The sequence below is a fragment of the Arthrobacter sp. DualSoilB13 genome, from assembly GCF_055389195.1.
Genome location: NZ_AP035865.1, coordinates 1,168,428 through 1,194,712, shown reverse-complemented (window position 1 = coordinate 1,194,712; position 26,285 = coordinate 1,168,428). Strand labels below are relative to the sequence as shown.

The window sequence follows — 26,285 nt, the reverse complement described above, 5'->3', positions numbered from 1 at the left end:
CGTAGTCCAGAGTGGCTTAGGTTACGGCACGGCTTCCAACTGTTCACGTCATGAAGGCCGCGCCTGGGTGTTCTGAAACGATCGAACAGCGGCACGGAGGGCCCGTTCGGCGTCGAGCCCTTGCTCCCGGGCGCCGGCGACAACTGCAAGCAGCAACGCGCCAAGCTCCTCTTCCGAGTCCGGGATGACAGGAACTACGACGTCGGCCGCGCGGGTTCTGGTCTCAACCGGCAGACCTGCGTGGGCCGCCCGGTCCAGGGACTTCTGCGCCGCTGCCAACGCAGGAAGGTGCGGCGGGATGCCTTCGAAGGGATCTTTCCGCTCCGGCTTCTCGGCGCGTTTGGCGGCGTCCCACTTGATGATGATTTCCTCCACGCTGGCCGGAAAACTGTCCTGCAAGGATCCGTCGGCTTTGAAGACGTGCTGATTTCGCCGGACCATCTTGGCGTTGATTTCCCGGGCTACGTCCTCGAAGTCAAAACTGCCGCGCTCCTCGGCGAGCCGGGCGTGAAGTACTACTTGAAGCAGCACATCGCCCAGCTCGCCGCGGAGCTCGTGGTCCCTGTCGAGGGAGTCGCCGGCCTCAATCGAGTCCACCACTTCATAGGCTTCCTCGATCAAGTACTCAACCAGCGATTCGTGGGTCAGCGCACCCATCCAAGGGCAGTGCTCACGCAGGGCGGCAACGGTCCCCAGCAGTTCCGCCAGGCGGTTGTTAGCCGAGATTGGCGTAGGCATCGTTGATGTACTCAACCAAGGCTTCGCGCTCGTCCAAGGGCAGGAAAGCTGCTTCAGCGGCGTTGAGCGTCAGTTCGAGCAGGTCATCGAGGTCGTAATCGAAAGTTTCCACCAGGAGCTCAAACTCATCCGTTAGGGTCACACCGCTCATGAGCCGGTTGTCCGTGTTGATGGTGACGTTGAAGCCCAGCTGGAAGAGCATGTCCACCGGGTGGCTTTCAATGCCCTCGCCAAAGCCGGAAATGGCACCGGTCTGGAGGTTGGAGGAAGGGCAAATTTCCAAGGCGATTCCGCGGTCACGGACCCAAGCGGCCACGCTGCCGATAGTCACCATGCCGATGGTGTCCTCGCCGTCGTCGTCGGAGTTGTCCTCGAACTCCACCGAGATGTCCTCGGCGATCCGCACACCGTGGCCCAGGCGCAAGGCGCGCCCATCCACCAGGGCGGACTGGATGCTGTCCAATCCGGCGGCCTCACCGGCGTGGACTGTGGCCGGGAAGTTGTTCTCTGCCAGGTAGGTGAACGCGTCCTTGAAGCGGGAGGGCAGGAAGCCGTCCTCAGCGCCTGCAATGTCGAAGCCGACGGCGCCGTTGGCGCGGTGGCGGACAGCGAGCTCGGCGATTTCCTGACCGCGGTCGGCGTGCCGCATGGCAGTGATGAGCTGCCCTACCTGGATCTGCTGGCCGCGTTCTTCAGCGGATTCCATGCCTGCCTCGAGGCCGGTCTGCACCGCTTCCACAACCTCGTCCAAGGTCAGGCCCTGCTGCAGGTGCTGTTCAGGTGCCCAGCGGACTTCGCCGTACACCACGCCGTCCTCGGCCAGGTCTTCCACGAACTCCTTGGCGACCCGGAACAGGCCTTCCTTGGTCTGCATGACGGCCACGGTGTGGTCGAACGTTTCGAGGTAGCGAACCAGCGAACCGGAGTCGGCGGATTCACGGAACCATTCGCCCAGTGCCACGGGATCGGTGGAGGGCAGGGTGTGGCCGGCGGCTTCGGCCAGCTCGATGATGGTGGCCGGGCGAAGTCCTCCGTCCAGGTGATCGTGGAGGGAAACCTTGGGCAGGGACTTCAAATCGAAATCAAGGGCAGGGGCAGCGTCAAGAATAGGCTCAGTCACGTACTAACTGTAGGGGGACGGCAGATGCTTAGCCAGCGGGTTTGGAGAGGTCGACGCCGGCGGCTGCCTTTTGCGACAAATCCGACGGTTCTGCTGCGGGTACCGCAGCCTCTGCAGCCGCTTCACGGGCGGCATCCTTCTTCTCAAGGTACTTGTGCCACCAACGCAGGGCGTGATCGACCACAATTCCCAGGATCACGGCAAACGCGACGGCGATCCCCACGCCCAGCAATGGATTGTTGTGGACCCATTGACCCGCCAGCAAGCCAATGCCGATGGAATACGCAACCCAGGTGATGCACGCGAAAGCGTCCAGCCAGAAGAAAGTGCGGTGGCGGAAACCGGTTTGTCCGGCAACGTAGTTCACAGCTACGCGACCCCAAGGGATGTACCGGGCCGTGAAGATAAGTACCGCGCCGCGCTTGTCCAACTCGTACTGCGCCCAGGCAAACATCTTCTGGACCTTGGGCCTGCGCATCCACTTCCAGCGGGTGAGGCCGATTTTCCGGCCCAGCATGTAGGCCATATTGTCCCCGGCCATGGCGCCCACCAGGGCGGTGGCTCCCAGAATCCAGAGGTTGGGTTCTCCGCTGTGAAGGGACAGCGCCGAGAGGCCAACAATGGCTGTTTCGCTGGGAAGGATGGTGGCAAATCCGTCAATGAAGAAGAAGACCAGGAGTACCGGGTATATCCAGGGCTGCCCGGCTGCATGCTCGAGCATTTGGTTCAAAAACTCCACGCGACGGTAGCTCCTAGACGAATATGACTTGACGATGTGACCGAAGTCGCTCTAGTGTCCCACGGCCGGGACGTCGTTCGCTACGTCCCAGCCAAGGGATCACACGCTTAACGCTATAGGTGCTGATAAGGTGCCGTCGTCAACCGCCGGGCTGATCTTCGAGGTGCTGAAGCGTCATACCGTGGGTGGAGTCGGGGCGTCTTCCTCCGGGATGTTTTTGCCGTCCAAGGGAACCGATCCCCGGACTTTACTGATGATCCGATCAATGATGATTCCCAGGATCACGGCCACAACGATCGCTATGACGGCGCCCAGCAGATGGTTGTCCTCGAACCAGACACCAAAGAAGTAGCCAAGGATCACCGAATACGTGGCCCAGAGGACGGCGGACATGGCCGTGAGGGCCACGAAGCGTCGATGGTGGAAATGCGTGGCGCCGGCTGTCAGGTTCACAGCCACCCTGCCAATGGGGATAAAGCGGGCCACCATGATGAGCGAGGCCGACCGCCGTCGAAGTTCCTTGCCTGCCCAACGGAAGGCGCCCTGCATCCGCTGCGTGCGCATCCAACGCCAGCGCTGGATGCCGATGCGTCGGCCGATGATATACGCAATGTTGTCGCCGGAGAACGCTCCCAGGGCTGCCATCAAACCCAGCAGCCACACGTTGGGCGAGCCGCTGCTTCCGGAGACGGCGCTCAGGCCCACCACCACGGATTCGCTGGGGATGGGCGGGAAGAAGCCATCGATCACGCAGCAGGCCAGCACCAGGAACAACACCCATGGCTGCTCGGCTGCTGCGAGGATGAAATCGTTGATGCCCTGCACGGTTTCCTTACGGTAGCCGGCTCCCCCACAGGCGCCGGATGACTGGTGTTCCGGGCTGTTCCGTGGGGAACAGCCCGGAACACTTAAGCCTAGGCGATGCGGTCGATGATGAGCTGATGCGCCGGGCGTGAACCCTCGGGCGCGATCACCACGGCGTCCTGCAGCGCTTCCTTGGCCCGTGCGAACTTCTCCGGGGTGTCCGTCAGGAGCGTCATCAAGGGCCCTCCCGCACGGACCAGCGCACCGGGCTTGGCGTGCATCCGCACTCCCGCGCCGGCCTGCACCTGGTCTTCCTTGCGGGCACGGCCGGCGCCGAGGCGCCAGGCGGCGACACCGACGGAAAGCGCATCCAGTTCCACCAGGACACCGTCTGCGGGTGCGTAAATAACCTCGGATTCCCTGGCCACGGGCAGAGCGGCCCGGGGATCTCCCCCTTGTGCTTCGATCATCCGGTTCCAGACGTCCATGGCACGGCCGTCCTTCAAAGCAGCTGCGGGGTCGGCGTCGTGGATGCCGGCACCGGCCAGCATCTCCTCGGCCAAGCGGACGGTCAGTTCGACGACATCTTCCGGACCCCCGCCGGCAAGGACCTCCACCGATTCCTCCACTTCGATCGCGTTTCCCGCGGTCAATCCCAACGGCGTGGACATATCCGTCATCAGAGCGACAGTGTGCACACCTGCGTCCTTGCCCAGGGCCACCATGGTCTCGGCAAGTTCCCGGGCACGGGCTTCGTCCTTCATGAACGCTCCCGAACCCACCTTGACGTCCAGCACCAGGGAGCCCGTTCCTTCGGCGATCTTCTTGCTCATGATCGAGGAAGCGATGAGCGGGATGGCTTCAACAGTTCCGGTGACATCACGCAAGGCATAGAGCTTCTTGTCCGCCGGAGCGAGCCCGGAGCCTGCGGCGCAAATGACCGCACCCACGTCCTGGAGCTGGGCCATGATTTCGTCGTTGCTCAGGTTGGCCCGCCACCCGGGAATGGCTTCAAGCTTGTCCAGTGTGCCGCCCGTGTGGCCCAGTCCGCGGCCCGAGAGCTGCGGGACCGCCACGCCAAAAACGGCTACCAGCGGGGCCAGCGGAAGGGTGATCTTATCCCCCACCCCACCGGTGGAGTGTTTGTCGCTGGTAGCCTTCCGGCCGCCGTCGGGCGTTGTCAGCGACGAAAAGTCCATCCGCTCGCCCGAGGCGATCATGGCGGAAGTCCAGCGGGAAATCTCAGCACGGTCCATGCCGTTGAGCAGAATGGCCATGTTCAGTGCCGCCATCTGTTCCTCGGCGATCACCCCGCGGGTGTAAGCGTCTATGGTCCAGTCGATCTGCTCGGGAGTGAGCGTGCCCTTGTCGCGCTTGATGGAAATGATCTGGACGGCGTCGAAGGCTTCGGTGCTGGTCACGTGGTTTCCTCCAGATGTTCAGGACCAAACGCATCAGGCAGCACCTGGTCCATGGATTTGATTCCCTGAGTTGTCATGAGCTGCATTCCGGGTGCCCTGAATTCGTAGAGCAACTGGCGGCAGCGCCCGCACGGCATGAGGATATTTCCTTGGCCGTCCACGCAATAAAACGCGGCGATCCTGCCACCGCCGGTCATGTGAAGCTGGCCCACCAGTGCGCATTCGGCACACAGGGTCAGGCCGTAGCTGGCGTTCTCCACGTTGCAGCCACTGACGATCCGGCCATCCTCGGTGAGGGCCGCAGCCCCCACCGGGAACTTCGAGTAGGGCGCGTAGGCGTTCTTCATGGCCTGCTGGGCTGCCGCCTCCAGCGTCTGCCAGTCAATATCATTTGCCGGCATCGTCAACCCTTCACGTACGGTATGCCGCTCGCGGCCGGTGGCCGCGACTTACCCACCAAACCCGCGACGGCGAAGATGGTCACCAAGTACGGCAGCATGGCCATGAACTGGCTCGGAACCGGGGTACCAATGATGCCAAGGATCGACTGCAGGTTGTAGGCGAAGCCGAACAACAGCGAGGCCAGGAAGGCGCCGATCGGATTCCAACGGCCAAAGATCAGGGCCGCCAAGGCAATGAAGCCGCGGCCACCGGAGATGTCCTTGGTGAAAGAGTCGATGGTCACCAGGGTGAAAACAGCGCCACCGATACCCGCGATGGCACCACCCAAGGTGACGTTCCAGAAGCGGGTGGCGTTGACGTTGATACCCAGGGTGTCAGCAGCCTGCGGGTGCTCGCCGACGGCGCGGACACGCAGTCCCCAGCGGGTCTTGAACAAACCGAACCACACCACGGCCACGGCAATGTACATGAGGTAACCAGCGATGGACTGCTCGAACAGGATGGGCCCGATAATGGGGATGTCCGAAAGCAGCGGGATCGGCAGGATATCCAGACGTCCCGGGGTGTTGAACTGTTCCTTGTTGGGCACCATCAAGGTCCCATACAGGAAGCCGGTCAGGCCCGAGACCAGCACATTGAGGACCACGCCCACGATGATCTGGTTGACCAGGTACTTGATGCTGAAAACAGCAAGGACCATGGACACGGCAGCACCGGCAGCAGCTGCTGCGATCAGCCCGATGTAAGGGCTTCCCGTCATGGTGGCCACCAGCGCGGCGGTGAAGGCACCACCCAAAAGCTGGCCCTCAATGGCGATGTTCACCACGCCCACGCGCTCACACAACACGCCGGAGAGGGAACCGAAAACCAAAGGCACCGCCAGCGTTACTGAACCGGCAACGAGGCCGGCCAACGAGATGGAGGGTTGGCGTGCGCCTGCCACGATCCAGACGAGCAGTGCAAAGACAAAGACCACGGCGAACGCTATGGGCAGCCACTTGGGTGACCGCTCCCCCTGGGTCCAGAGGTAAATCGAGTAGGCGGCCATGGCCAGGAGCAGAATGCCGAACACGATCCCGCCCACCTGGCCGGGAATCATGAGAGCCGGCACAGCGACGGCGTCCCCGGCGTCGCTGATTTTCATCTCGGCGGTTTGGTCCGAGCCCAGGAAGCCGAAGAAGACCAGGGCTACAAGGGCCAGGATGCCCAAGGACAGGGGGACCTTCATGGAAGGCCTGAAGGCGGGCAAAGTGGTGGATCCCGGCTTCGGAGCGGTGGTTGTCGCGCTCATTTGGCACCTCCGGAGGCGTTGGCGAGGGCAGCCTTGGGAGCCGCTTTGGATGTCTTGGCCTTCTTCTTGGGCTCAAGGCGGAAGATGGACCTGATCAGTGGCGGTGCTGCGATGAAGAGGACAATCAGGGACTGGACCACCAGCACGATGTCGATGGGCGTTCCGGTCTGGATCTGCATCTGCACCGCGCCCGCACGGAAGGCACCGAACAGCAGGCCGGCGAAGAATGTCCCCCACGGTGTACTGCGGCCCAGCAACGCAACAGTGATCGCGTCAAAACCGATCTGGGCAGCGACGCCACCGGTCAGCACCTTCTCGGTACCGGCCACCTGGGCGATGCCACCAAACGCGGCAAGCGCACCTGCCATGGCCATGACAAGGATGGTGGCGCGGGATACCTTCACGCCAGCCGTCCGCGCTGCGATGGGGTTCGCCCCCACGGCGCGGAATTCGAAGCCGATGGTGGAGCGGTTCAGCAGCCACCACACGCCAAAGGTCAGTGCAATGGCTATCAGGAAGCCAAGGTGGAGCCGGGATCCCGGAATGAGGACGGGGTAGGTGGCGGACTCGTCCAGGCGGGGCGAGATGGGGCTGTTGTCCCCGGGCCGCCGGAACGCAGCCGTGTTCAGGAGGAAGTCCAGCAGGAACAGGGCCACGTAGTTCAGCATGATGGTCACGATCACCTCGTGCGCACCGGTCCTGGCCTTGAGGATTCCGACGATTGCGCCCCAGAGTGCACCGCCCAGGACGCCCATAATGATGACCACCAGCAGGTGCAGCCCGAACGGCAGGTGCCAGGCGAACCCGACATACGCCGCGAGGGTTGCACTGATGATGATCTGGCCTTGGGCGCCGATGTTGAACAGGCCGGCACGGAAGGCCAGGGCAACACCCAGCCCCGCGCAAATGAGGGGTGTAGCCACCGTCATGGTTTCGAGCAGGGGCTGCAGTCCCTGCCGGGGGTTGAAGACCGAGCCCTGGAAGAGCGCAACGTAGCTCTCGGTCATGGCTGACCACAACGCACTGAGGAAGTCCGTGGGCCTCGCGAACAAGTAGCCTGCAGTCTTGGCGACCTGCGCATCCGTGCTGGCGATCAGCAGGCCACCCAGGAACAGCGCCACGATGACCGCAAGGACGGAGACGAATCCGTTCCCCATGACGATCCGGCGGACTACGCTGCCCTGGTGCGTACCAGCGTCCCCGCTTTGAGAAGACACCGGCACGATGGAGGGCTCCATCGCGCCCCCTGCAGTATCGAGTGAGACATCTGCGGCCCGGAGATCAGCGGTGGATTGGTCCTCAGCTGGCTGGGCCGGATTTTGCTCGTTGTTGGACTGGTTGTTCTCAGTCATCGGAGCCTCCTTCAGGGCCGACGCCGGCCATCATCAAGCCAAGGGTGTCGCGGGGCGTTCCACCCGGGACGATGCCCACGAGTTTGCCCTTGTAGAGCACTGCAATCCGGTCGGCGAGTTCAACCACTTCATCAAGCTCAGTGGAGACGATCATGACCGGCGTTCCGACGTCGCGCTCGGCCACGATGCGCTTATGCAGGAATTCGATGGACCCTACGTCCACGCCGCGGGTCGGTTGACTGGCAATGAACAACCGCAGTGGCCTGGACAATTCACGGGCCATCACCACTTTCTGCTGGTTGCCACCGGACAACGTTCCCGCAGCAGCCCCGGCAGAGGGAGTGCGGATGTCGAACTCGTCGATTTTTGCCTTGGCGTTTTCCATCACCTTGGCAGGTTTCATGCCAATTCCGCTGGCAAAAGGTGCCTGGTCGTAGAGGTCCAGGATCAGGTTCTCTGCCACCGAGAAAGGACCCACCAGTCCATCGACGGTTCGGTCTTCCGGGACGAAACCCACGCCCGAGCGCAGGACATCCTTGACCGGGAGGCCCAGCAATTGCTTGCCGTCAAGCGTCACTGAACCCGTGACGTGCTCCTGCACGCCAAGGATGGCTTCGGTGAGTTCGGTTTGCCCGTTGCCCTGGACACCGGCGACGGCGAGAATCTCGCCTTGGGCGATGGAGAAACTGATTCCGTCCACCACATTGGTTCCGTTGGCGGCACGGACCGTGAGGTTTTCGACCACAAAGGTGGTTTCCTTCGGCTGTGCCGGGGCCTTGTTCAGGCTCAGGCTCACCGGGCGGCCCACCATCATGGAGGCCAGTTCAGTGGCTGATGCCGTGGGTGGCGCGTCACCCACCACTTTGCCGCGGCGGACCACGGTAATGACGTCGGAGACAGCTTTTACTTCGCGCAGTTTGTGCGAGATGAACACGATCGATGTGCCGCCGGCCTTGAGCTGACGCATGATGTCCAGGAGTTCATCGGTTTCCTGAGGCGTCAGCACAGCAGTGGGTTCGTCCAGAATCAGGACCTTGGCTTCGCGCACCAGTGCTTTGATGATTTCCACGCGCTGCTGGACGCCCACTGGCAGTTCCTCCACCAAGGCATCGGGATCGACGTCGAACCCGTATTTATCGGAGATCTCCCGGATTTTCTTGCGGGTCTCCTCAATGCTCAGCACACCGCCGAACGTGGTTGGTTCGGCTCCGAGTGCCACATTTTCTGCCACGGTGAAGACGGGAACCAGCATGAAGTGCTGGTGCACCATGCCGATGCCGGCTGCCATGGCGTCGCCGGGTCCACGGAAGGTGACCGGTTGGTCGTCCACCAGGATCTGGCCTGCTGTGGGCTCATACAGCCCGTAAAGCACGTTCATGAGGGTTGACTTGCCGGCACCGTTTTCACCGAGGAGGCAATGGATCTGGCCGGATTCGACCACGAGGTCGATGTCTTGGTTGGCGTAGAAGGTCCCGAAGGCTTTCGAGATCCCCTTCAATTCGAGTTTCACAACTCCCACCGTTCTGTGAGTCCGAGGGACAGCCGAACAGCTCCAAAGCCACGAGCTTTGGGTTCAGCCTAGTCAGGGCAAAAACGCGCCGCCAGTACCGGGCCTCGGTACTGGCGGCGCGTCCAGGAATTGAATTACTTCTTGGGGCTCGCTGCCGATTCGACAACCAGCTTGCCGGAGACGATGTCCGCCTTGAGAGCATCGAGCTCGGACTTGGTCTCTGCGGTGACAGCGGAGTCGAAGTCGTGGAACGGAGCGATGGCAACGCCATCGTTCTCCAGGGTGCCCACGTAGGCTGCGTTGTTGAACTTGCCTTCGGTATCGTCCTTGACCACTGCTTCGACGGCTTCGCCCATCTGCTTGACCACGGAGGTCAGCATCAGGTCCTTGTACTCAGGAGCGGTCAGGTAGCCATCGGAGTCAACCCAGATGAGCTTGACGTCCTTGCCGGCAGCCTTGGCTTCCTTCAGCGCAGCACCGGCACCCTTGCCCACCGGTCCGGCCACGGGCATGATGATGTCCGCGCCCTGGTCCAACAGGTTGATGGTGACCTGCTTGCCGGTGTCCTGCTTCTCGAAGTCGCCCGTGAAGGAGCCATCCTGGGTGGTCTTGTCCCAGCCGACTACCTGGACGGTCTTGTTTTTGGCCTTGTTGTAGGCCTGAACACCGTCGTAGAAGCCATCCATGAAGATGGTGACCGTGGGGATCTTAATACCGCCGAAGGTACCTACCTTGCCGGTCTTGGTGGTGGCCGCGGCCGCATATCCTGCGAGGTAGGCCGCCTGTGCCGTGTCATAGACAATCGGCTTGACGTTGGCGATCGGGGTCTCGTACGTGTAGTCCACGATCGCGAAGTGCTTGTCCGTGTTCTTCTCCGCGGCGGCCTTGGTGGCGTCGCCCAGGAGGAAGCCGACCGTCACGGTGAGGTTGCAACCGGCCGAGATCATGCCGTTCAGGTTGGTCTCGAAATCGCTGTTGGCCTTGGATTCGGCCGACTTTACGGTGATGCCGAGGTCGGTTTCAGCCTTCTTGAGGCCCTCGAAGGAGGACTGGTTGAAGGACTGGTCATCGAATCCGCCGGAGTCAGAGACGATGCAACCCACAAAGTCGCTCTTGGTGGCCGCGCCGGATCCGGCGTCGGGAGCCTGGCCACAGCTGGTCAGCAGGAGCGCGGCTGCACCGAGGGTGGCAACACCGGCCATTGAACCGCGCTTCAGGGTGGCACGCAGTGGTTTCTTCAATTTTCCTCCAGGAAGAAAGTGATGGCGCTACGACGGATGGTCAATGAGTGTCCGTTTCCTATACCTGAGGCAGAAACTCTGTTTTCACTGATGCTCGCAGCTGCGCCGAAGCGCATTGATGAAACCAACACTAGTGGCCTGGAACACACCCAGCTACCACAAATGATCCCTCCAGGTCAGATTGTTGACCTTTTGTTACCAAGCAGTAGCCGGGTGCGCAAGTCACGTGGCGCTGGGCTCTAAATTAGAGCCGGACCAGCATCTTGCCGGTGTTGGCACCGTCCAGAAGGTCCATGAATGCCTGCGGCGCATTCTCCAGACCGTCAACGATCGTCTCGTCATAGCTCACTGAGCCATCGGCCAACCAGCCGGCCATCTTCTGGGCGAACTCGGCAGCGTGCTGACGCTGGACGCCCACCAGGAATCCGCGCATGGTCAGCTGCTTGCCGATTGCCTGCATGAGGTTGCGGGGAGCTGCGGGAGGCTCGGTGGAGTTGTACTGTGCGATCGCACCGCACATGGCAATGCGCCCGCCCACAGTCAAGGTTGCCAACGCAGCCTCAAGGTGCTCGCCACCAACGTTGTCGAAGTACACGTCGATCCCGCGCTCCCCTGCTGCTTCACGCAGCTGGTCAAGGACCGGACCATCGTTGTAGTTGAAGGCGGCGTCGAAGCCGAGCTCCAGCAGGCGGGCAACCTTTTCCGGCGATCCGGCACTGCCGATGACCCTGGAAGCGCCCATGGCCTTGGCAATCTGGCCCACCATGGAACCCACGGCACCTGCGGCGCCGGAGACGAACACAACTTCGCCTTCCTTGAACTCCGCCACTTTGAGCAGACCGGAGTAGGCAGTGAGGCCGGTCATGCCCAAGGCGCCAAGGAACGCGGAGGTGGGAGCAAGCCCACTGGGGACCGGGGTGGTGGCTGCGGCATCCACTACTGCGTGCTCGCGCCATCCGAGTGAATGCACGACGACGTCACCCACCTCGTGCGCGTCCGAACGGGACGCGATCACCTCGCCCACCGCACCGCCGTCGAGCGCTGCATCGATCTGGAACGGAGCCGAGTACGACTTGACGTCGTTCATGCGCCCACGCATGTAGGGGTCAACGGACATGAATTGGTTCTTGACCAGGATCTGTCCGTCGCCGAGCTCAGGCAGCTGGGCCTGGGTGAGCCGGAAGTTATCTGCCACCGGGCGGCCCTTGGGGCGGGAAGCGAGCTGGATTTCGCGGGTTTCTACGGGCATGGAAACGGCGCTCATGCTGCGAACTCCACGAGCTTGAGGTCTACGGCCATGTTGCCGCGGGTGGCGTTGGAGTAAGGGCACACCTGGTGCGCTTTGTGCATGAGTTGCTCAGCCGTTTCGCGGTCCAGGGCAGGCAGGGCGATTTCCAGTTCGGCAGCGAGGCCGAAGCCTTCGCTGTCGGTCAGCGGGCCGATGTGGATCCTGGCGGCGACGGCCGAATCGGTCAGGTCAACGCGCTCCTTGCGCCCTACCAACCGCAAGGCGGAGTGGAAGCAGGCTGCGTAACCGGCGGCGAAGAGCTGCTCCGGATTGGTGCCTTCGCCGTTTCCGCCGAGCTCCTTGGGGCTGGCAAGTGCGACATCCAGCTTGCCATCATTGGTGCGGGCGTTGCCGTCGCGGCCTTCGCCGGAGGCCAGTGCCTCAGCAGTGTAGAGAGTCTTCATGGTGTTTCCGTTCTCTTAGGGAAGGGATGTCCCGGGATTTTCCGGGAGGTCTGTTCAGAGTGAGCTGTTCAGCGCTGCCGTGAGCTTGCCGAGCGTGGCGTGCAGCTGCCCGATTTCCTCGGCCGAGAGGCCGGCAGCGTCAGCGAGGCGCAGGGGTACAGCCTGGGCGTTGGCGCTCAAGGCGGTGCCTGCGTCGGTCAGGACTACATCCACCCGGCGCTCATCCTCGGCCGAGCGGTGGCGTTCCACCAGTCCCATGGCCTCCAGGCGCTTGAGCAGGGGGGACAACGTTCCGGAATCCAAGCCCAGTTCCGAACCAAGGTCACGGACACTCCGTGGCTCCTGCTCCCAGAGGACCAGCATCACCAGGTACTGCGGATAGGTCAGGCCGAGCTCCTCCAGCACGGGGCGGTAGACCGCCGTCGCCGCTTTGGACGCCGAGTACAGCGCAAAGCAGACCTGGTGGCGGAGGCGGGGTGCATCACTCATGACTAAAACGATAGTGCACAATTCAATTGTGCACAACTCATCCCATCCACAAGAACCCAACTGAGTCGCAGTTAAGCGCGTTTTGAGGGGTCAAAACGCGCTTAACTGCGGACTTAGTTGGGTTTACTGCTCGAGGTCGCGGATGGTGCGGAGGGCGGCGGCGGTCAGGACGCGGATGGCGTATCCGAGGGCGCGCTCGTCAACAATGAAGTCACCGCGGTGGAGGTCGTACTCTTCGCCGCCAGGAGTGTGCGTGCCCAGGCGCATCATGGCACCCGGAATGTCGGCAAGGAACCAGGCGAAGTCCTCGCCACCCATGGACTGCGGCGTGAGGACCACTGCGTTCTCACCCAGCTCAGCGCGGGCAGAGGCTTCAATGAGGGCGGTCTCATGCTCAGAGTTCACCACGGGCGGCACACCGCGGGTGTGTTCCAGGTGCACATCAACGCCGTAGGGCGCGGCAACCTGCCGGACCACGTCGTCCAGCAACTCCCCCGCGCTATGCCAGGCATCACGGTCCAGGCAGCGCATGGTCCCGGCCATATAGCCGGAGCCCGGTATGGCATTCGGCGCGGAACCAGCGGAAATTTGGCCCCACACCACCGACACACCGCTGCGGACATCCACCCGGCGGGAAAGCACTGCCGGCACATTGACCGCAATCTGGGCCAACGCGAACACAAGGTCCTCGGTCAGATGCGGCCGTGATGTGTGGCCGCCGCGGCCGGAAAGCTCAATTTTGATGGTGTCCGAGGCCGAAGTGATGGCACCAATGCGGGTGCCGATCTGCCCCACATTAATCCTCGGATCGCAGTGCAGCGCAAGGATGCGCGGCACGCCCTCAAGCACACCCTGCTCAATGCAGGACAGGGCGCCGCCCGGCATGGTTTCCTCGGCCGGCTGGAAGATGATCCGTACCGTGCCACCCAGCGGGTTGTTCTTGTGCATCCGCTGCAGCGTCAAGGCGATGCCCAGCATGGCGGTGGTGTGGACGTCATGCCCGCACGCATGCGTAACGCCATGGTTCTTCGACGCGAAGGGCAGGCCGGTTTCCTCAATGATCGGCAATGCGTCGATGTCCCCGCGAAGGGCAGTGGCAATGGGGCCCTCACCCACGTCAACCGTCAGTCCGGTCTCATCCAGACGCCGCGGCTTCAGCCCGGCTGCTTCCAGCCGCTCCACGAGCTTGTCCGTGGTGCGGAATTCCTTGAAGGACAACTCCGGGTGCGCGTGGAGGTCCCTCCTGAACTCGATCAGTCCGGGGAGCAGTTCATCAACCCAAGGACTCACAACGGGAGCGGGCTCGGTTTCAGTCGTGTAATTGCGCACGTCACAACTCTAGCCATGCGCGGCACCTGAAGAACGAAAGCCACCTCTTGGTTACGCTGCGTTCAGACGCAGGACAACCAAAGAGGTGGCTCACGGTATAAGCAGATGTACTACAGCACGTCCGTATCGCCGCTGGCCTTCAGGGCGTCAACAGTGCCCTTGACCAGTTGCGCGTGTTCCTTGGTGGTGACAAGGAGCGCGTCCGGCGTGTCCACAATGACCACGTCCTTGATGCCAATCAAAGCAATAACGCGCTTGGTATCGGAGACCACCACGCCGCTGGCGTTCTCGGCAAACACACGGGCACCCTCACCCAGCACCGTCACTTCGTCGACGTCGCCTGCGTTGTTAAGGCGGCCGATCGCGGCGAAGTCGCCAACGTCGTCCCATCGGAAAGTACCAGGCACGACGGCGACATCGCCGGCTTCCGCTGCTGGCTCCGCCACGGCGTAGTCAATGGCGATTTTCGGCAGTGTTGGCCACACGCGCGAGGTCACTTCGGCGCGCTGCGGCGTATCCCAGGCCTCAGCGATTTCCTGAAGGCCCTTGAACAGTTCAGGCTGATTGGCCTCAAGGTGCCGGAGCATGAGCGCCACGGGGGCAACGAACATGCCTGCATTCCAGACGTAGTCCCCTGCCTCGACGTACTTGTTGGCAACTTCCTGGCTGGGCTTTTCCACGAATTCCGCAACAGCAAGCGCGTTCGGGGCGCCTTCCACGTTCAGGGCCGCACCGGAGCGGATGTAACCGAATCCGGTAGAGGGGTGGGTGGGCTTGATGCCGATGGTGACGATCTTGCCAGTGGCCGCGGTAAAGATTGCCTCGCGCACGGTCTCCAGGAAGAGATCGTCCGGGCTGATGACCTGGTCTGCAGCGAACGAACCCATGATGGTGTCAGGATCGCGGCGGTAAAGGATGGCGGCGGCAAGGCCGATTGCAGCGCCGGAGTCCTTGGGCTCGCTCTCCAGCACCAGTTCGTCGTCACCTATTTCGGGGAGTTGGCGGCACACGGCGGCGCGGTGCGCCTCACCGGTAACAACAAGGACCCGTTCACCGGCCAGCGGTTCCAGGCGGTCATAGGTAGCCCTCAACAACGTGCTGCCGGAACCGGTCAGATCGTGGAGGAACTTGGGCGCAGCGGCACGCGAGAGTGGCCATAGCCGGGTCCCCACACCGCCCGCCGGAATAACCGCATGGAAGCGGTTCAATGGCGATTCCGGGTATTTCGCGTCTTCTGTACTCACCGCAACACTTTATCCTGTGCCGGCGGGAAGCCCTGCAGCAGGACACACGTGTGGCGTTCGTCTCAGCCAGTTCCCAAAAATCGCCTGAATATCGGCAGGAAACATGGAATTAACAAGGAGAGAAGCCCGTCCTAAATTGAATATGCTGTTAGCGAAGCCTAGATTTAGGCGTGAGCTACGAGTGCTCTCGCAGCAGGCGTTCCCCCCGCGTGGATCCCATGCCAGCGCCGCTGTGTTGCAGGAAGGTTTAATCAGTGCCGACAAAACCAGCTGGCACCTTGTACCGCGGCCGTGAAGGCATGTGGTCCTGGGTTGGACACCGCATTACAGGTGTAGTGATCTTTTTCTTCTTGTTGGTCCATGTGCTGGACACCTCATTGGTGCGCGTGTCCCCTGAGGCCTACACCGCCGTCATTGGCGCCTACAAGAACCCCCTCATGGCCCTGGGTGAAACGGGCCTGGTCGCCGCGATCATCTTCCACGCCTTCAACGGCCTGCGTGTGATTGCCATCGACTTCTGGAAGAAGGGCGCGAAGTACCAGCGCCAGCTGCTGTGGGTCGTGCTTGCACTGTGGCTTGTCACGTTCGCAGGCTTCGCTATCCGCCACCTTTCCCTCGCGCTGGGAGGCCACTAAGCCATGACAACCATCGAATCCCCACGCAGTGGAAAAATCGGGAGCGGCAAGATCGCACCGAAGTACAACCGCACCGGCACCAGCCGTGGCAACTTCGAAATGATCGCCTGGCTCTTCATGCGCCTCTCCGGCATCGTCCTGGTGGTGCTGATCTTCGGCCACCTGTTCGTGAACCTGCTGGTAGGCGAGGGCATCCATGCGATCGACTTCGGTTTCGTAGCCGGCAAGTGGGCCGATCCTTTCTGGCAGTTCTGGGACCTGGCCATGCTGTGGCTTGCCATGCTGCACGGCACCAACGGTGTCCGCACCATCATCAACGACTACGCCGAGAAGGATTCCACGCGCTTCTGGCTGAAGATGGTCCTCTACGCGGCCACCTTGGTCATCATCATCCTTGGCACGCTGGTGATCTTCACCTTCAACCCGTGCCCCGTCGTCGACGGCGTTCAGTTGCCTGGCGGTTTCTGCCCGGCCCCGTAGCGGCGCCTTCCGGGTTACTCCCCCGAGTGAACCGGTTCGCCTGACGTAGCGGAGCAGCCTCCGCCGACCATCTGAATTTTTGAAAGAGAGAGCATCTGGTATGCAGGTCCATAAGTACGACGTCGTCATTGTCGGTGCAGGTGGCGCCGGCATGCGCGCCGCGATCGAATCCGGTCAGCGAGCACGCACCGCGGTACTGACCAAGCTCTATCCCACCCGCTCGCACACAGGTGCAGCCCAGGGTGGAATGTGCGCAGCACTGGCCAACGTCGAAGAGGACAACTGGGAGTGGCACACCTTTGACACCATCAAGGGTGGCGACTACCTGGTTGACCAGGATGCCGCCGAGGTCATGGCGAAGGAAGCCATTGACGCCGTGTTGGACCTGGAAAAGATGGGCCTTCCGTTCAACCGCACGCCCGAGGGCCGGATTGACCAGCGCCGCTTCGGTGGCCACACCCGTGACCACGGCAAGGCTCCAGTCCGCCGTGCATGTTACGCAGCTGACCGTACCGGTCACATGATCCTTCAGACGCTGTACCAAAACTGCGTCAAGCACAACGTTGAGTTCTACAACGAGTACTACGTCCTTGACCTGCTGATCGTCGAAGAAGACGCAGTGCGCGAAGACGGTACCCCGTACAAGCAGAAGCGTGTTGCCGGCGTTGTCTCCTATGACCTCGCCTCCGGTGAACTGCACGTCTTCCAGGCCAAGTCCGTAGTGTTCGCCTCGGGTGGCGCCGGCAAGGTCTTCAAGACCACGTCCAACGCCCACACCCTCACGGGCGACGGCATGGGCATTGCGTTCCGCCGCGGTATCCCCCTGGAAGACATGGAGTTCTTCCAGTTCCACCCGACCGGCCTTGCCGGCCTGGGCATCCTCCTGACAGAGGGTGCACGTGGTGAAGGTGCCATCCTGCGTAACTCCGAGGGTGAGCGCTTCATGGAGCGCTACGCCCCCACCATCAAGGACCTTGCACCCCGTGACATCGTGGCCCGCGCCATGGCCAACGAAGTGCGTGAAGGCCGCGGTTGTGGTCCTAACAAGGACTACGTCCTCCTGGACCTGACGCACCTTGAGCCTGCCCACATCGAGGCCAAACTTCCGGACATTACGGAGTTCGCCCGCACCTACCTTGGTGTGGAACCGTTCACGGATCCCGTCCCCGTGTTCCCCACCGCGCACTACGCCATGGGCGGCATCCCCACCAACATCACCACTGAGGTGCTCCAGGACAACGACACCATCGTCCCGGGCCTCTACGCAGCCGGTGAAGTTGCTTGTGTCTCCGTACACGGTTCCAACCGCCTCGGCACCAACTCGCTCCTGGACATCAACGTCTTCGGTAAGCGCGCCGGTATCGCCGCTGCGGAGTACTCCAAGACAGCTGACTTTGTTGAGCTCCCCGAGGACCCCGAGGCAATGACCCGTGGCATCCTCAGCGGCTTGCTGGAAGGCAACGGCACCGAGCGTGTGGCGCAGATCCGCAAGGAACTGCAGGACACCATGGACGCCAACATGCAGGTGTTCCGCACCAAGGAATCCCTGGAGCAGGTCCTCCGCGACATCGCTTCCTTCGAAGAGCGGTACAAGCACGTCACGGTTCAGGACAAGGGCAAGCGCTTCAACCTGGATCTCCTGGAAGCAGTGGAGCTGGGCTTCCTCCTGGACATGGCCAAGGTCATGACCGTTGGTGCACTGCACCGTGAAGAGTCACGTGGTGGCCACTACCGCGAGGACTTCCCGGACCGCAATGACGAAAAGTTCATGAAGCACTCCATGGCTTACCTGGACACTTCCGTCACCGTCGACTCCTCGGCGGAATCTGTTGCGGGCATCCGTCTTGAGACGAAGCCCGTGATCTTTACCCGTTACGAGCCGATGGAGCGTAAGTACTAATGACCACCGAAATGGCAGAGCCCGCTTCCAAGATCGAGCTCCCGGCAAGCGTTGCCGGCGACGGTGAAATCCCCACATTCCACATCACGCTCCGCGTGCGTCGCTACGATCCCGAAATCTCGGAAGAGGCACGCTGGGATGATTACAAGCTGACCATGTACGGCACGGACCGCGTGTTGGATGCCCTCCACAAGGTCAAGTGGGAGATTGACGGCAGCGTTTCCTTCCGCCGTTCCTGCGCCCACGGCGTGTGTGGCTCGGATGCCATGCGCATCAATGGCCGCAACCGCCTCGCCTGCAAGACGCTGCTGAAGGACCTGGACACCTCCAAGCCCATCACCGTCGAGCCGATCAAGGGCCTCCCCGTGGAGAAGGACCTGATCGTGGACATGGAACCCTTCTTCCAGTCCTTCCGCGAAGTCATGCCGTTCCTGATCAACAAGGGCCACGAGCCCACCAAGGAACGTCTGCAGTCCGTTGAGGACCGTGAGCGCTTTGATGACACCACCAAGTGCATCCTTTGCGCTGCCTGCACCTCGTCCTGCCCGGTCTTCTGGACCGACGGCCAGTACTTTGGTCCGGCCGCGATCGTCAACGCCCACCGCTTCATCTTTGATTCGCGCGATGACGCTGGCGACATGCGCCTTGAGATCCTGAACGACAAAGAAGGCGTGTGGCGTTGCCGCACCACCTTCAACTGCTCGGAAGCATGCCCCCGCGGCATCCAGGTGACCCAGGCAATCGCCGAGGTCAAGCAGGCCATCCTGGCCCGCAAGATCTAGTTCAGCAGTTTCTTTCAAGAACAGCACGACGACGGCGCCGCTCACCACTGATGGTGAGTGGCGCCGTCGTCGTTAATCCAGTGCCGTACCAGTCCACAGACGCCCATCCACCACCGCAACCGGTGCTGGCAAGACAAGGAGACCAGCGTGTCACGCTCTGAGAAGATCAGCTTCACGGGAAGCACCGGCGACACCCTGGCCGGCATCATCGACGTCCCGGAAGGTCCTGTCCGCGGCTGGGGCTTGTACTCGCATGGCCTGACCCTTGGCAAGGACAGCCCTGCAGCATCGCGCATCTGCAAGGGCCTGGCGGACCAGGGAATCGGCATGCTTCGCTTTGACAACCTGGGGCTGGGTGGCTCTGCCGGTGAGTGGTCGGCTGGATCCTTCAGCGTCAAGGTGGCCGACACCATCCTCGCTGCCGGGTTCATGCAGGAGCAGGGCCGGGGCATTTCTTTGCTGGTGGGCCACTCATTCGGGGGTGCCGCTGTATTGGCCGCAGCGCGCGACATTCCCGGACTCAATGCCGTGGTGACGGTTGCCGCGCCCTACGAACCCAAGCATGTGGAGCACATGTTCGACACCGAGATCGAGGACATCCTCCGGGATGGCAGCGCCGTGGTGGACCTTGGTGGACGCCCCATGGAGGTTCGGCGCCACTTTGTGGAGGACGTGGAACGCGCTGACCTGCGTGACTGCATCCGCACCCTGCACAAGCCCTTGATGGTGATGCACTCCCCCACTGACAACACCGTGGGGATCGATAACGCCAGCGAAATTTTCCAGACTGCCCGCCATCCCCGGAGTTTCATCTCCCTCGAGGGAAGCGAGCACCTCCTGACCGGTAGGGGCCAGGCAGCACGGGTAGCGCGCATCATCGGTGCGTGGGCAGACCCCTACATGGAAGTCCGCGACTCCAACTAAAGGCCCGTACCCGTCCAAGTAGGTAGCAGCAGAGCGCGTTCTGAGCCCTCAAAACGCGCTCTGCTGCGACTGAGTTGGGTGCTACTTGCCGATGGCTGCCTTGCTCTCGCTGAGCCATTGGTCGGCAGCCTTTTCCGGGGAAAGCCGCTTGAAGAGAACTTCGGTATTGATGCGGGCCGTGATCTCCGATACGGCGGTGGAACCCGTAGGACCAATGAAGGTGGGAGCGAAGTCCATCTTGCCGATCTGGTCAATGTAGGCAGCTTCAACCTTTCCCTGCGGTGTCAGCAGATCCTGGATCGCCATGCGCATTCCGGCGTTGCTGGGTACGCCACGGTCACTCTGGATGATCTTGGCCGCGGCCTCGTTGTTCACCATGAAGCTGACCAGCTTGGCGGCGGCCTCCGTGTGCTTGCTGCGGGCTGAGATCGTGTAGAACTGCGAGGACTGCAGCCAGATGCCGGGGGTCGGTTTTTCACCGGGAAGCTTAAGCAGCTTCAGCTCGGCCCCGGAAGCTTTGCTGAGGGCCGTCAGGGAGTTGGTCCACGTGAGCATCATGCCCGCCTGCCCCATACCCATGAGGGTTTGTTCAGTGCTGACATTGAGCTTCTCAACTGTCTCGGAGGCGCTGGGGGCTGCGCCTGATTCACTGAGCCTCAGCGAGAAGTCGAAATATTCCTTGACGGTGTCCTTGTCCAGCCCCAGCTGACCGTCCTGGGTGTACAAGGACTTGCCGCGTTGTCGGGCGAAGGCATCCAGGGAGTCGTGCGTGAGGACGGTGGCTGTCCCATAGGTGCCCTTGGGGCTTTTTGCCGTGATGTCCGCGGCGGTCCGGGCGAAGTCGTCCCATGACCAGGTGCTGTCATCGGGAAGGGCAACACCGGCGGCCTGGAACACTGCTGGGTTTACAACGATCGCCAATGCATTGGCCCCCGTGGACACACCGTACTGCTTGCCTTGGACCTGCCCGTTTTCCAGCGCTCCCTGGTCCATGTGGGAGAGGTCCAGTGCGCCCTCCACCGTAGACAGATCCAGGAGTGCGCCACGGTTGGCGTATTCGGCAGGGTACGCACCACCCATGGTGATGACGTCGGGAGCATCGTTGGCAGCCACTTGGGTGGCCAGTTTGTCGAAGTAGCCGCCAATATCACCGTATTCCGGCTTGACCTTGATGTTGGGGTTGGCGGCCTCGAATTCCTTGATGGCCTTGTTGGTCAGTTCGGCCCGGGTGGCGTTGCCCCACCAGGAGAACCGGATCTCCACAGGGCCGTCTTCGGACTGGTTGGAGGAGGGACCCGAGCAGGCCACAGTCATGCCGAGCATGCCGACGGTGGCCAGGATAGCTATGGACTTTCGCATACGACGGAGAGATTTACGCGCCATTGGGTAAGCTTCTTTCAAATCATGAGAAAACGGTTCCTGAAACGTATCAAGGGTCATAGGAGCCGTCAATAGTTTTGATCATGAACTATTTCGTAGCCCCAAGGAGTACGCCATGTCCCCACGCCTGGACGACATCCAGATCCGCGACCCGTTTGTCCTCACCCAAGCGGACTCAGGGCAATACCTCCTCTTCGGCAGCACTGATAAGAACATCTGGTCCGGACAGGCCACCGGATTCGACTGCTACCGCAGCACTGATTTGTTGAACTGGGAGGGCCCCATCGAAGCCTTCCGCCCCGCCGCCGACTTCTGGAGCCAGGAGCAGTACTGGGCACCCGAGGTCCACGAGTACCATGGCCGCTTTTACCTGTTTGCCACCTTCACTGCCCCGGGACGCCTTCGTGGAACGCAGATACTCTCCGCCGAAAAACCGGAAGGACCCTACACGCCGTGGAGCGATGGCCCCGTCACTCCAGCCCATTGGCAATGCCTGGACGGCACCCTCCACGTGGACGCGGAAGGAAACCCCTGGATGGTTTTCTGCCATGAGTGGAAGCAGGTGCACGACGGCGCCATGCTGGCCCAGCGGCTCAGCCCGGACCTTCGCACGGCCGTGGGCGTGCCGGTCTTCCTCTTCAGCGCCTCGGAGGCACCGTGGTCGCGTGCGCTGGACGCCCCCTCCGCCAGTGACCGCGAGTTCCCCGTCTACGTCACCGATGGGCCCTTCCTGTTCCGCCTCGCTAGCGGAAACCTCATCATGCTGTGGTCCAGTTTTGGCGACCATGGCTATTCCATGGGCATCGCCCGCAGTGAATCAGGAACCGTGCTTGGCCCGTGGGCCCAGGAAGCCGAACCACTGTGGGGCACTGACGGCGGCCACGGAATGATCGGACGGCACTTGGATGGCAGCCTCTTCCTAACCCTCCATCAGCCCAACAAAAGCCCCCATGAGCGCGCATCCTTCTTTCGGCTGATCGAGCGTGAGGACACGGTGACCCTGGCCCCTTGAGAGCAGGACATCCCGGACTCCGCCATGTGGGGGGGGTTGACAGCCACGTACACCACGACAAGGATTGAATCGTTTCGGAAAACGGTTTCTCATGTCGGCTGACCGCTGACGGAGACCTGCACCGGACACCATTTGACCGGATTGTCCCCAGCAGCAGTCAAAGCAGACAGCATCAGGAGGGCGTGCAGAGTGCACAGCCACAGCAAGAGTCCGCAATCCCCCGCCATCGACCGCAAAGCGCTGGTCCAACGGCACAACGTCCGCCAGCACCAGTTGGACCCGCGCAGTCCGGTGTCCGTTGGCAATGGCGAGTTCGCGTTCACCATGGACCTCACCGGGCTGCAGTCGCTGCCCGCCGAGTACCCTGTGGGTGCGCGCGACGAACTGCCACCGGGAACACTCCTGGGAACGCAGTCGCAATGGGGCTGGCATTCCGTTCCACCGCCCCAGCCCTACGATCTGGCCGGCTCTACGGTCCTCTACGATTCACCGCGCGGCCCAGTCCCCTATGTGGACATGGTGGGCGGAATCGTCAACGACAGGGAAACCGGTACCTCCCGGGCCGAAACTTGGCTGCGGGCCAACGCACACCGACTTGATCTGGGACGCATCGGCTTCCGTTGGACCGAAGAGGGAACTGACCGCCCCCTCACCGCGGCAGACATCTCCGGAACCGCGCAGACACTGGACCTCTGGACTGGAACGGTCACCAGCCGTTTCGTCCTTGCCGGGCACCAGGTCACAGTGACGACGGCGTGCCACCCCTACCGTGATGAGCTAGGCTTCCGTATCGAGTCGACGGCGGTTGGCGCCGGCTTAAGTGTCAGCATCGGCTTTCCCTACGGATCCGAAGCCTGGCATGACGCGGCGGATTGGAACCGTCCAGAAGCCCACACCACCACCCTCACCGGGCCCTCCACCACCACAACATCTCCCGGAACAACGTCCTGGCAGGCCCACCGCTCGCTGGACGACTCCCGGTACCAGGTGGTGGTTACCGGGCAGGGCCTGGAGGTGGAACAGCCAGAGGAACACCGGCTGCGCATAGTTCCCGGCGCCACGGGTGATGCCGGCCCTGCAGGGGTGCTGGACTTCACCGTCGCCTTCCACCCTGCCGGCGACGGCGACTGCATCCCCCGCGGAACCACCAAGCCTGCCAGCCACGCGGACCAGGTGAGTGGACAGGCAGCGGCCACTGACGGCGTCGAACGTTCCACCGCGCAGTCCGTGATCACGGCCGCCGGGACCTACTGGCCCGCATTCTGGACCTCAGGCGGGGCGGTCGAACTGGACGCCACGGACGACCCCCGCGCCAAGGAGCTGGAACGCCGAATTGTGCTCTCCCAGTACCTCACGGCGGTCAATTGCTCGGGCTCGTTGCCACCCCAGGAAACCGGGCTCGTGTGCAATTCATGGCGAGGCCGCTTCCATCTGGAGATGCACTGGTGGCATGGGGCGCACTTTGCCCACTGGAACCGGGTGGAGCTGCTCCTGCCCTCATTGCGCTGGTACTCCAGCGTGCTGGAAACCTCCCGTCAAACTGCCAAAGCGCAGGGATTCGACGGCGTTCGCTGGCCCAAGCAGGTGGGACCGGACGGGCGGGAGAGCCCCAGCCCCATCGGGACCTTCCTGATCTGGCAGCAGCCGCACCCCATCCACATGGCCGAACTGGTGTACCGGGCCAACCCCAGCCGCGAAGTCCTGGCGGAATTCGCGGAAATCGTGTTCGAGTCAGCAGCCTTCATGGCCTCGTTCGCGCACCCCACCTCCCGCGGTTTCGAACTGGGGCCACCCTTGATTCCCGCCCAAGAAAGCTACGGGTCAATTCGCGCCAAGGTCACCAACCCCACCTTTGAGCTTGCCTATTGGCAATGGGGCCTGCGAACGGCAGCGACCTGGCGGGAACGCCTCGGGCTCGAACCTGTGGCGGAGTGGTCCGAGGTGGCAGAGGGCATGGTGCCGCCCCGTGTGGTGGATGGGGTCTACGCAGCAATCGACGTGGAGCCTTTCACCATCCGCACTGACCACCCCTCCATGCTGTGTGCCCTCGGCGTTCTCCCCCTGACCGACATCATCGATCCGGAGATCATGCGCGCCACCTTGGCCGGTGTTCTGGCCGATTGGGACTGGGGCAGCACCTGGGGCTGGGACTACCCCGTGATGGCCATGACCGCAGCACGGCTCCAAGACCCGGAAACCGCGGTGGATGCCCTGCTGCTGAGCGCCGGCAAGAACACAGTCCTTGCCAACGGGCACAACCGCCAGACCAACTCGTTGCCCCTGTACCTCCCCGGCAACGGCGGTCTGCTCTCAGCGGTGGCCCTCATGGCATCAGGCTGGGACAACGGACCGGACCGCCACGCACCCGGCTTTCCGGCCGACTGGACCGTGGCGTGGGAAGGGCTGGTGCAGGCGCCATGAGCCACACTGCAGAATCTCCTCGCCGCTACGCCATTATCGGGACGGGCAGCCGCTCCGAAATGTACGTCAGGGCACTGCTGGGAAGCCATTCCGACGTCGGCACTCCGGTGGCGTGGGTCGATTCCAACCCGGTACGGATGGCTTACTACGACCGCCTCTTTGGCCAGTTCCGGCCAGGAGCCGCCCTGCCGTCGTCGTATGCACCCACAGAGTTGGAGCGCATGAGGGACGAGACGGGTGCCGACGCGGTGGTGATCACCACCCCGGACTTCACGCACCACGAGTACGTGATGGCTGCGCTGAAGCTGGGCATGGACGTCGTGGTGGAGAAGCCCCTGACCGTCAATGCGCAGAACGCCGCGGCGATCGCCGAGGCCGCCGCAGCCTCGTCCGCCAATGTCACCGTCACTTTCAATTACAGATACTCACCGAGGAACACCCTGGTCCGCCAACTGATCGACGCCGGCGAAATCGGCAGCGTGACCTCAGTCCATTTCGAGTGGCTTCTGGACACCGGACACGGCGCGGATTATTTCCGGCGCTGGCACCGGGAGAAAGAGAAGTCCGGCGGCCTCCTGGTCCATAAAGCCACCCACCATTTTGACTTGGTCAACTGGTGGACATCCGGCGTGCCGGAGACAGTTTTTGCTGTGGGAGGGCTGCGGTTCTACGGGGAAGGCAACGCCGGCGCTTCCTCCCCGGGAGCACGCGACGGACGATTCGACCTCGATCTTGGCAACGACCCCAGGATGCGGCAGTTGTTCAAGGATGCCGAGCACGTGGATGGCTACCGCCGCAACCAGGACGTGTTTGCCCCCGGGGTCACCATAGAGGACAACATGAGTGTCCTGGTGGGCTACCGGAGCGGGGCCAGCCTGGCCTACACGCTGCACGCACACGCGCCGTGGGAGGGGTATCGGGTGGCCATCAACGGAACACGTGGCCGGTTGGAACTGGACGTGGTGGAAAAGCCCCACCGTGCCCGGGGAGCGGACCAAACGGTGGACCCGAGCGCGCAAGACGATGGGACAGCTGACGGGGCGGCACGGGACTCGCTGCGCCCGCGATCCAGCAGGCTGCTCCTGCAGAAGCACTTTGAACGGCCCGTGGAGATTCCCATTCCCGAAGGCGTGGGCGGACACGGTGGCGGCGACCTGAAACTGCTCGACGACGTCTTCCGTGGTGGGGTGACTCCGGGCACGCATGGATCCCTCGCCGGCGAAGAAAAGCTTTCACGCCGCGCCGGTTACCTGGACGGATTGCGGAGCATCGCGGTCGGGATCGCAGCCAACGCGTCCATTGCCACCGGCGAGGTGACACGCATCAGCGAGTTGGGCTTCCCCATCGACCAGCCCGCCCTTCACGACTCCTGACACCAG

General features: G+C 62.5%; 24 protein-coding genes. 8 read left to right on the top strand and 16 right to left on the bottom strand.

Annotated features, from left to right (window positions below; genetic code table 11):
* Window positions 1–48: 48 nt before the first annotated feature.
* From ACZ5J0_RS05695 to ACZ5J0_RS05625, 15 genes are all read right to left on the bottom strand, one after another.
* Window positions 49–738, bottom strand: a complete 690-nt coding sequence (locus ACZ5J0_RS05695; RefSeq protein ID WP_464094374.1) for a MazG nucleotide pyrophosphohydrolase domain-containing protein — start codon at window positions 736–738, stop codon at window positions 49–51.
* Window positions 716–1,858, bottom strand: coding sequence for an adenosine deaminase (locus ACZ5J0_RS05690; RefSeq protein ID WP_142939907.1), 1,143 nt, complete (start codon window positions 1,856–1,858; stop codon window positions 716–718). The genes ACZ5J0_RS05695 and ACZ5J0_RS05690 overlap by 23 nt, the downstream gene beginning before the upstream one ends.
* A gap of 28 nt (window positions 1,859–1,886) precedes the next feature.
* Window positions 1,887–2,579: a DedA family protein gene (locus ACZ5J0_RS05685; protein ID WP_142939973.1), complete on the bottom strand. Its 693-nt coding sequence runs from the start codon at window positions 2,577–2,579 to the stop codon at window positions 1,887–1,889.
* Between the two features lie 192 nt (window positions 2,580–2,771).
* On the bottom strand, window positions 2,772–3,422 hold the full coding sequence (locus ACZ5J0_RS05680) for a DedA family protein (protein WP_142939908.1): 651 nt from the start codon (window positions 3,420–3,422) through the stop codon (window positions 2,772–2,774).
* Between the two features lie 89 nt (window positions 3,423–3,511).
* Window positions 3,512–4,822: a thymidine phosphorylase gene (locus ACZ5J0_RS05675; RefSeq protein ID WP_464094373.1), complete on the bottom strand. Its 1,311-nt coding sequence runs from the start codon at window positions 4,820–4,822 to the stop codon at window positions 3,512–3,514.
* Window positions 4,819–5,223, bottom strand: coding sequence for a cytidine deaminase (locus tag ACZ5J0_RS05670; RefSeq protein WP_142939910.1), 405 nt, complete (start codon window positions 5,221–5,223; stop codon window positions 4,819–4,821). The genes ACZ5J0_RS05675 and ACZ5J0_RS05670 overlap by 4 nt, the downstream gene beginning before the upstream one ends.
* Window positions 5,224–5,225: 2 nt before the next feature.
* The gene (locus ACZ5J0_RS05665) at window positions 5,226–6,515 is read right to left on the bottom strand and encodes an ABC transporter permease (protein WP_166841456.1); all 1,290 of its coding nucleotides are present in this window, start codon (window positions 6,513–6,515) and stop codon (window positions 5,226–5,228) included.
* The gene (locus ACZ5J0_RS05660) at window positions 6,512–7,867 is read right to left on the bottom strand and encodes an ABC transporter permease (protein ID WP_166841457.1); all 1,356 of its coding nucleotides are present in this window, start codon (window positions 7,865–7,867) and stop codon (window positions 6,512–6,514) included. Before ACZ5J0_RS05660 ends, ACZ5J0_RS05665 begins: the two co-directional genes overlap by 4 nt.
* Window positions 7,860–9,377: an ABC transporter ATP-binding protein gene (locus ACZ5J0_RS05655; RefSeq protein ID WP_142939913.1), complete on the bottom strand. Its 1,518-nt coding sequence runs from the start codon at window positions 9,375–9,377 to the stop codon at window positions 7,860–7,862. Before ACZ5J0_RS05655 ends, ACZ5J0_RS05660 begins: the two co-directional genes overlap by 8 nt.
* Window positions 9,378–9,511: 134 nt before the next feature.
* Complete coding sequence (locus ACZ5J0_RS05650) at window positions 9,512–10,618, bottom strand: BMP family lipoprotein (RefSeq protein ID WP_446698065.1); 1,107 nt, start codon at window positions 10,616–10,618, stop codon at window positions 9,512–9,514.
* Between the two features lie 244 nt (window positions 10,619–10,862).
* The gene (locus tag ACZ5J0_RS05645) at window positions 10,863–11,882 is read right to left on the bottom strand and encodes an NADP-dependent oxidoreductase (protein WP_464094372.1); all 1,020 of its coding nucleotides are present in this window, start codon (window positions 11,880–11,882) and stop codon (window positions 10,863–10,865) included.
* Window positions 11,879–12,310 carry an organic hydroperoxide resistance protein gene (locus tag ACZ5J0_RS05640; protein ID WP_142939915.1) on the bottom strand — a complete coding sequence of 144 codons (432 nt, stop codon included), beginning with the start codon at window positions 12,308–12,310 and terminating at the stop codon, window positions 11,879–11,881. Before ACZ5J0_RS05640 ends, ACZ5J0_RS05645 begins: the two co-directional genes overlap by 4 nt.
* 54 nt (window positions 12,311–12,364) lie before the next feature.
* Window positions 12,365–12,799 carry a MarR family winged helix-turn-helix transcriptional regulator gene (locus tag ACZ5J0_RS05635; RefSeq protein WP_464094371.1) on the bottom strand — a complete coding sequence of 145 codons (435 nt, stop codon included), beginning with the start codon at window positions 12,797–12,799 and terminating at the stop codon, window positions 12,365–12,367.
* Window positions 12,800–12,922: 123 nt separating this feature from the next.
* Entirely contained in the window at window positions 12,923–14,128 is a 1,206-nt protein-coding gene (locus tag ACZ5J0_RS05630) for an amidohydrolase (RefSeq protein WP_166841459.1), read from the bottom strand.
* Between the two features lie 110 nt (window positions 14,129–14,238).
* Window positions 14,239–15,372 carry a mannose-1-phosphate guanylyltransferase gene (locus ACZ5J0_RS05625; RefSeq protein WP_142939918.1) on the bottom strand — a complete coding sequence of 378 codons (1,134 nt, stop codon included), beginning with the start codon at window positions 15,370–15,372 and terminating at the stop codon, window positions 14,239–14,241.
* 299 nt (window positions 15,373–15,671) lie between these two features.
* On the opposite strand from ACZ5J0_RS05625, the gene sdhC reads away from it, so the two are divergent.
* From sdhC to ACZ5J0_RS05600, 5 genes are all read left to right on the top strand, one after another.
* Window positions 15,672–16,007, top strand: a complete 336-nt coding sequence (gene sdhC / locus ACZ5J0_RS05620) for a succinate dehydrogenase, cytochrome b556 subunit (RefSeq protein WP_014921082.1) — start codon at window positions 15,672–15,674, stop codon at window positions 16,005–16,007.
* 3 nt (window positions 16,008–16,010) lie between these two features.
* Window positions 16,011–16,487 carry a succinate dehydrogenase hydrophobic membrane anchor subunit gene (locus ACZ5J0_RS05615; protein ID WP_142939919.1) on the top strand — a complete coding sequence of 159 codons (477 nt, stop codon included), beginning with the start codon at window positions 16,011–16,013 and terminating at the stop codon, window positions 16,485–16,487.
* A 100-nt stretch (window positions 16,488–16,587) separates the two neighbouring features.
* Entirely contained in the window at window positions 16,588–18,387 is a 1,800-nt protein-coding gene (gene sdhA, locus ACZ5J0_RS05610; protein ID WP_142939920.1) for a succinate dehydrogenase flavoprotein subunit, read from the top strand.
* Window positions 18,387–19,169: a succinate dehydrogenase iron-sulfur subunit gene (locus tag ACZ5J0_RS05605; RefSeq protein ID WP_142939921.1), complete on the top strand. Its 783-nt coding sequence runs from the start codon at window positions 18,387–18,389 to the stop codon at window positions 19,167–19,169. The genes sdhA and ACZ5J0_RS05605 overlap by 1 nt, the downstream gene beginning before the upstream one ends.
* Before the next feature lie 147 nt (window positions 19,170–19,316).
* A complete protein-coding gene (locus ACZ5J0_RS05600) occupies window positions 19,317–20,093 on the top strand; it encodes an alpha/beta hydrolase family protein (RefSeq protein WP_142939922.1) in 777 nt (258 codons plus the stop codon).
* 81 nt (window positions 20,094–20,174) lie between these two features.
* On the opposite strand, the gene ACZ5J0_RS05595 is transcribed toward ACZ5J0_RS05600, so the two are convergent.
* Window positions 20,175–21,476 (bottom strand): ABC transporter substrate-binding protein, encoded by a 1,302-nt coding sequence (locus ACZ5J0_RS05595; protein ID WP_464094370.1) that lies wholly within the window; start codon window positions 21,474–21,476, stop codon window positions 20,175–20,177.
* Window positions 21,477–21,588: 112 nt separating this feature from the next.
* Here ACZ5J0_RS05595 and ACZ5J0_RS05590 point away from each other — a divergent pair, with 112 nt between their 5' ends.
* The 3 genes from ACZ5J0_RS05590 (at window position 21,589) to ACZ5J0_RS05580 (ending at window position 26,279) form a co-directional block, all read left to right on the top strand.
* Window positions 21,589–22,485, top strand: a complete 897-nt coding sequence (locus tag ACZ5J0_RS05590) for a glycoside hydrolase family 43 protein (RefSeq protein ID WP_250821291.1) — start codon at window positions 21,589–21,591, stop codon at window positions 22,483–22,485.
* A gap of 324 nt (window positions 22,486–22,809) precedes the next feature.
* Window positions 22,810–24,906, top strand: a complete 2,097-nt coding sequence (locus ACZ5J0_RS05585) for a hypothetical protein (RefSeq protein WP_464094701.1) — start codon at window positions 22,810–22,812, stop codon at window positions 24,904–24,906.
* Window positions 24,903–26,279, top strand: coding sequence for a Gfo/Idh/MocA family protein (locus tag ACZ5J0_RS05580; protein WP_464094369.1), 1,377 nt, complete (start codon window positions 24,903–24,905; stop codon window positions 26,277–26,279). The genes ACZ5J0_RS05585 and ACZ5J0_RS05580 overlap by 4 nt, the downstream gene beginning before the upstream one ends.
* The last annotated feature ends 6 nt before the right edge of the window (window positions 26,280–26,285 follow it).

What these genes read in the sequence shown, in the direction of transcription:
- ACZ5J0_RS05695 (WP_464094374.1), bottom strand. Translation starts at nt 738, where the DNA reads ATGCCTACGCCAATCTCGGCTAACAACCGCCTGGCGGAACTGCTGGGG.
- ACZ5J0_RS05685 (WP_142939973.1), bottom strand. Translation starts at nt 2,579, where the DNA reads ATGCTCGAGCATGCAGCCGGGCAGCCCTGGATATACCCGGTACTCCTG.
- ACZ5J0_RS05670 (WP_142939910.1), bottom strand. Translation starts at nt 5,223, where the DNA reads ATGCCGGCAAATGATATTGACTGGCAGACGCTGGAGGCGGCAGCCCAG.
- ACZ5J0_RS05665 (WP_166841456.1), bottom strand. Translation starts at nt 6,515, where the DNA reads ATGAGCGCGACAACCACCGCTCCGAAGCCGGGATCCACCACTTTGCCC.
- ACZ5J0_RS05660 (WP_166841457.1), bottom strand. Translation starts at nt 7,867, where the DNA reads ATGACTGAGAACAACCAGTCCAACAACGAGCAAAATCCGGCCCAGCCA.
- ACZ5J0_RS05645 (WP_464094372.1), bottom strand. Translation starts at nt 11,882, where the DNA reads ATGAGCGCCGTTTCCATGCCCGTAGAAACCCGCGAAATCCAGCTCGCT.
- ACZ5J0_RS05640 (WP_142939915.1), bottom strand. Translation starts at nt 12,310, where the DNA reads ATGAAGACTCTCTACACTGCTGAGGCACTGGCCTCCGGCGAAGGCCGC.
- ACZ5J0_RS05635 (WP_464094371.1), bottom strand. Translation starts at nt 12,799, where the DNA reads ATGAGTGATGCACCCCGCCTCCGCCACCAGGTCTGCTTTGCGCTGTAC.
- sdhC (WP_014921082.1), top strand. Translation starts at nt 15,672, where the DNA reads ATGTGGTCCTGGGTTGGACACCGCATTACAGGTGTAGTGATCTTTTTC.
- ACZ5J0_RS05615 (WP_142939919.1), top strand. Translation starts at nt 16,011, where the DNA reads ATGACAACCATCGAATCCCCACGCAGTGGAAAAATCGGGAGCGGCAAG.
- sdhA (WP_142939920.1), top strand. Translation starts at nt 16,588, where the DNA reads ATGCAGGTCCATAAGTACGACGTCGTCATTGTCGGTGCAGGTGGCGCC.
- ACZ5J0_RS05605 (WP_142939921.1), top strand. Translation starts at nt 18,387, where the DNA reads ATGACCACCGAAATGGCAGAGCCCGCTTCCAAGATCGAGCTCCCGGCA.
- ACZ5J0_RS05595 (WP_464094370.1), bottom strand. Translation starts at nt 21,476, where the DNA reads ATGGCGCGTAAATCTCTCCGTCGTATGCGAAAGTCCATAGCTATCCTG.
- ACZ5J0_RS05590 (WP_250821291.1), top strand. Translation starts at nt 21,589, where the DNA reads ATGTCCCCACGCCTGGACGACATCCAGATCCGCGACCCGTTTGTCCTC.
- ACZ5J0_RS05585 (WP_464094701.1), top strand. Translation starts at nt 22,810, where the DNA reads ATGGACCTCACCGGGCTGCAGTCGCTGCCCGCCGAGTACCCTGTGGGT.
- ACZ5J0_RS05580 (WP_464094369.1), top strand. Translation starts at nt 24,903, where the DNA reads ATGAGCCACACTGCAGAATCTCCTCGCCGCTACGCCATTATCGGGACG.